The 5,079-nt window shown below is 67.6% G+C and carries 4 protein-coding genes and 2 pseudogenes; all 6 read left to right on the top strand.

Annotation, left to right across the window (positions count from 1 at the left end; all coding sequences use genetic code 11):
• On the top strand, positions 1-840 hold an 840-nt coding region (locus tag EAO80_RS19010), incomplete at its 5' end, for an A/G-specific adenine glycosylase (protein WP_162994093.1).
• Positions 841-1,077, top strand: a pseudogene (locus tag EAO80_RS20950) (FMN reductase); the annotation flags it as partial. It abuts the gene before it with no gap.
• 49 nt (positions 1,078-1,126) lie between these two features.
• Positions 1,127-1,711: a thymidine kinase gene (locus tag EAO80_RS19000; protein WP_122091386.1), complete on the top strand. Its 585-nt coding sequence runs from the start codon at positions 1,127-1,129 to the stop codon at positions 1,709-1,711.
• Positions 1,712-1,718: 7 nt separating this feature from the next.
• Entirely contained in the window at positions 1,719-2,336 is a 618-nt protein-coding gene (locus EAO80_RS18995; protein ID WP_122091385.1) for a YIP1 family protein, read from the top strand.
• Positions 2,337-2,508: 172 nt separating this feature from the next.
• Positions 2,509-4,536, top strand: a complete 2,028-nt coding sequence (locus EAO80_RS18990) for a DHH family phosphoesterase (protein WP_122091384.1) — start codon at positions 2,509-2,511, stop codon at positions 4,534-4,536.
• Between the two features lie 45 nt (positions 4,537-4,581).
• Positions 4,582-5,079, top strand: a pseudogene (locus EAO80_RS18985) (tRNA uridine(34) 5-carboxymethylaminomethyl modification radical SAM/GNAT enzyme Elp3); the annotation flags it as partial.

Below are 5,079 nucleotides of genomic sequence, written 5' to 3'. Positions count from 1 at the left end.
GAGTGGTACGAGACGGATCACCGTGAGTTCCCGTGGCGCCGGACCGACGACCCCTATGCGATCCTCGTCAGCGAGGTGATGAGCCAGCAAACCCAGTTGGGCCGCGTCGAGGAGGCTTGGAGCGAGTTCCTCGAACGCTGGCCCGACCCCGAGGCGCTTGCGGCGGCCGACCGGTCGGCGGTCGTGGGTTTCTGGACCGACCACCGGCTCGGGTACAACAACCGCGCGAAGTACCTCCACGAGGCCGCCCGGCAGGTGGTCGAGGAGTTCGACGGGGAGTTTCCCGAGGAGCCCGACGAACTTCAGAAACTCCAGGGGGTGGGCCCCTACACCGGAAACGCGGTGGCGAGTTTCGCGTTCGACAACGGCGACGCGGTGGTCGATACGAACGTCAAGCGCGTGCTCTACCGTGCGTTCGACGTGCCCGACGACGATTCCGCGTTCGAGGACGTAGCGCGCGAGCTCATGCCTGCGGGCGAATCGTGCGTCTGGAACAACGCGATCATGGAACTCGGCGGGGTGGCCTGCACGAAGACGCCGCGGTGTGACGAGGCGGGCTGTCCCTTTCGAGAGTGGTGTTCGGCCTACGCGACCGGCGACTTCACCGCGCCGGACGTGCCGACTCAGCCTGAATTCGAGGGATCGCGCCGACAGAAGCGGGGACGGGCGATTCGGGTGCTGAAGGGGTACGAGGAGCTCCCGCTCGACGAACTCGGCCCCCGCGTGCGGGTCGACTACGGCGGGGAGCACGGCGAAGAATGGCTTCGAGAGTTGCTCGCGGACCTCGAATCCGATGGGCTGGTCGAGGTCGAGGGCGATCGGGTGCGGCTCAGACGGTAACCTTTCACCGCGTTCGAACACCTCCGGTCCGTGTACCGGGCGCTCGACGTGTGGGTGGTTCCACATCAGGCGGCGGTCCCCCGATCACACAGCGCGTTCGATGACGGAGGGTTCGTCGAGGAGTAGACCGCAGAACGGGTGTGCGTTCTCGGCGATCGGGCGGTGCAGTACGTGACCATCGAACCGGACCCCGACTGCTTCGAGAGCGAGCAGAACGTGGGTGTGGCCGACGGCTGAGCCGGGAGAATGGAAAACCGTTTTACTCGCTGCCCGACCCCGTAGCGTCGTGCACGCGATAACTCGAAGCGGGTGGGTCGAGGTGATCGCCGGCTGTATGTTCGCCGGCAAGACCGAGGAACTCCTCAGGCGGCTTCGCCGCGCGGAGATCGCGGGCCAGGCGGTCGCCGTCTTCAAACCCGCCACGGACGACCGCTACGGCGAGGCCACGGTCGGTTCGCACAACGGTCGCCAGTGGGACGCCCACGTCGTCGATCCCGAGGACGGCGTCGCCGGGATTCCCGAGTACCTGAACGGCGAGCAGGTCGTCGCGATCGACGAGGCGAACTTCTTCCCCCAGGAGTTGATCGGCGTCTGCGAGGGACTGGCGAGCGACGGCCGTCGGGTAATCGTCTCGGGCACCGATCAGACGTTCCGCGGCGAGCCCTTCGAGCCGTTGCCCCAACTGCTCGCACTCGCCGAATACGTCGATAAGCTCCAGGCGATCTGTTCGGTCTGTGGCGAACCAGCGAGCAGAACCCAGCGTCTGGTCGGGGGCGAGCCGGCCCACGTCGACGACCCAACCATCCTCGTCGGGGCCGAGGAGTCCTACGAGGCGCGATGTCGCAACTGTCATACCCTGCGCGGCGAGTAGTTCGAGCGTGACACAGTGGGTCGAGAACCCGACCGGCGGGCGCGAACGCGGTCCCCGCGGCATCGCTCGCGCGTGGGTCGAAGTGCTGGTTCGCCCGCGGCGGTTCTACCGCGCCGGTATCGCGCCCGGCGATCAGGCGCCCGGGCTGGTCTTCGCCGTCTGTGTGGTTTCTGTCGCCTCGCTCTTGCGGGTAGCTCTTGCCGGCGAGACCGTCGTCGGTACGCCCTACCCCACCTTCGGCGAGCAGCGAGCCCTCTCGATCGCGCTCGTCTTCTCGGTGATCGTCGCGCTCGTCGCCCCGCTGGTCTTACACCTCACTGCGGCGCTCCAGACGCTCCTCTTGGTACCGTTCGCCCCCGACCGGGCGGGAGTCAGCGAGACCGTCCAGGTGATCGGCTACGCGACGGCTCCCTGCGTCTTCGTCGGGGTCCCGATCCCGGTCGTCCAGGCGCTCGCGACGGGCTACGGTGCGGCGTTGTTCGGGCTCGGGATCGGCGAGGTCCACGCCGTCTCGCTTCCGCGAGCGCTCGTGCTGGCCGCCCTGCCGGCGGCCGCGGTGTTCGGTATCGGATTCGGCGGGTTCGAGGCCGTAGAAACGCTGCTGCACGGCGCCGCGGGCGGGTAGCTCTCGGATGATCGAGAGCGACGTTTCGACAACCGTTTTAGTGCGGGACCACTCTGGCCTTGTAAATGGGTCAGCGTATCATCTGCGGCTCTCTGACTGACGCCGGTCAGCGGGACCCACTCCACGAACGTACCGTATCACGACCACAGCCTCTCGAATCCGGTGTCGAACGATGAAGTGGGTAAACCTCCACGACGAGGACGTCGTCTTCCGGTTCGAGGGCAACCACGCCGACCAGCTCACGCCCGGTCGGTTCTACGAGGGGACCGTCGACGGCTTTGCGGACTTCGGCGTGTTCGTCGACATCGGCGACTCCGTGACGGGTCTGCTTCACCGAAGCGAGCTCGACCAACGCCTCGAAAGCCTCGACTGGGACCAGGGCGACACCGTCTTCGTACAGGTCACCGGCGTCCAGGACAACGGCAACGTCGACCTCTCGTGGTCGATCCGCCAATCCCGCCGCGAGTTCCGCGCCGAGGCGATCGACGGCCCCGACGGCGACCGCCTCCTCGATGACGAGGAGGACGAAGCCGAGAGCGAACCCGATCCTGAGCCCGAATCCGAGTCGGAACCGGAGCCCGAGTCCGAACCGGAACAGGAACCCGAGCCGGAACCGCAAACGAAGGCCGACCACAGCGAGGCCGACACGTCGACGAACGGCGGGGCGGCAAGCGTCGAGCCCCAGACGACGACCGAACCGATCGAGACTGGCCCGCCCGAGCGCGTGACGGTCGACGCCCTGGAGGATTCGATCGGCGAGCGCGTCCGTATCGAAGGACGGGTCATTGACGTCCGTCAGACCGGCGGACCGACCATCTTCGAGGTGCGCGACGAGGCCGGCGTCGCCGAGTGTGCGGCGTTCAAGGAAGCGGGCGTCCGCGCGTACCCCGAGGTCGAGGTCGGCGACCTGATCCGACTCACCGGCGAGGTCGAGCGCCGCCGCGGTGGCGTCCAGATCGAGACGGAGTCGCTCAAACCGCTCGCCGAGGCCGACGCCGACGCCGTCGTCACCCGCCTCGACGACGCGCTCGAATCGAAGGCCCATCCCGGCGAGGTCGAACCCCTCGTCGCGGGCGCGCTCGTGGATCTCGACGAGGCGATCGCCGACGCCGCCGGAACGATTCGGCGTGCCGTCATCGAATCGCGGCCGATCGTCCTCCGGCACACGGCGACCGCAGACGGCTACGTCGCGGGCGCGGCGATCGAACGTGCCGTCCTGCCGCTGGTCCGCGACCAGCACGACCGGGACGACGCCGAGTACCACTACTTCGACCGCCAGCCCCTCGAAGACGAGGACTACGACATGAGCGCGGCGACCAACGACGTCACTCGAATGCTCGACAACCGCGCGCGTCACGACGAGAAGTTGCCGCTCGTGGTACTCGTCGACACGGGTAGCACCGAGGAATCACGCGACGGGATCGAGCTGCTCGACGTCTACGACGTCGATCGGCTCGTCATCGATTCGGACGGCGGCTTCGAGACCGGCGACCTCGCCGAGGGCGTCGTACCCGAGGGCGAGCAGGTCACGACGACCGTGCTGGCCGCGAACGTCGCCTGCGGCGTCGGCGATGTCCGCGAGGAGATCGCCCACCTCCCCGCAGTGAGCTACTGGGAGGAGGCCCCCGAAGCGTACGCCGACCTCGCCCGCAAAGCGGGCTACGACGCCGACACCGCCCGCGAACTGCGCGAGGCCGTCGCGCTCGAGGCGTACTACCAGTCCTACGAGGACAAGCGCGAACTCATCGCGGACCTGCTGTTTGCCGGCGACGAGGAGGTCAGGAGCCTCGCCTCGCACGTCAGCGAGCAGTTCCGCGCGAAGCTCGACGACGAACTCGACACGGTACGCCCGCACGTCGAGATCCGCGAGGGCGACGTGACCGTCGCCGTGCTCGATACCGACGCCTTCACGCACCGTTTCGACTTCCCGCCGACGGCGCTGTTGCTCGACGCGCTGTTTCGCGATCTGCGCACCGACCACGACCGACTGGTCGTCGTCGGCCTTGACGAAGCCGACCTCCAGCTCCGCAGCACCGAGGCGCTCGACGTCCGGGAACTCGGCGAGCGGGTCGCTGAACGCGTCCCCGAGGGCGGTGTGCTCACCGCCGGGGTCCGCCGCGGTCGAGTCTCCTTTTTGATCGGCGAGCGCGAGGGGGTTCGCGAGTCGACGATCGACGTCGTGACCGACCTCCTCGTGTAGGGCCGACATCCTTATTCGACAGAACCCCGAGGATCCGACAACTGAATGAGTACCGACGCCGAACCAGCGGAAACCGAGGCCTTCGAACGTACCTGTGAGGAGTTAGTCGAGCGCGTCCTCTCGGGTGAGATCGAGCGGGAGGACGTCGAATCAGCCAAGCTAGAGGTCTGTTCGGAGTTCTCCTCGCCGAAAGTGCCGACGAACGGCGACATCCTCGCGAAGGCACCCGACGACCGACGCGAGGAGGCCGAGGCCGTCCTCCGCAGGAAGCCCGTCCGAACCGCCTCGGGGGTCTCGCCGGTGGCGATCATGACCTCGCCGCATATGTGTCCCCACGGGAAGTGTCTCTACTGTCCCGGCGGGCCCGCCTCGGAGTTCGACAGCGCCCAGAGCTATACCGGGCACGAGCCCGCCGCCGCCCGTGGCGAGCAGAACGACTACGATCCGTACGGGCAGGTCACGCTGCGGCTCGCACAGCTCAGAGAGATCGGCCATCCGGTCGAGAAGGTCGAACTCATTCTGATGGGCGGGACGATGACGGCG

Source organism: Halalkalicoccus subterraneus (assembly GCF_003697815.1).
In the GTDB taxonomy this organism is placed as follows: Archaea; Halobacteriota; Halobacteria; order Halobacteriales; family Halalkalicoccaceae; genus Halalkalicoccus; species Halalkalicoccus subterraneus.
Note: the sequence above shows the minus strand (reverse complement) of the source record. Positions and strands in the feature narration are given on the sequence as shown.

Coding starts and splice junctions, on each gene's coding strand:
- EAO80_RS18990 (WP_122091384.1), top strand. CDS start 2,509: ATGAAGTGGGTAAACCTCCACGACGAGGACGTCGTCTTCCGGTTCGAG.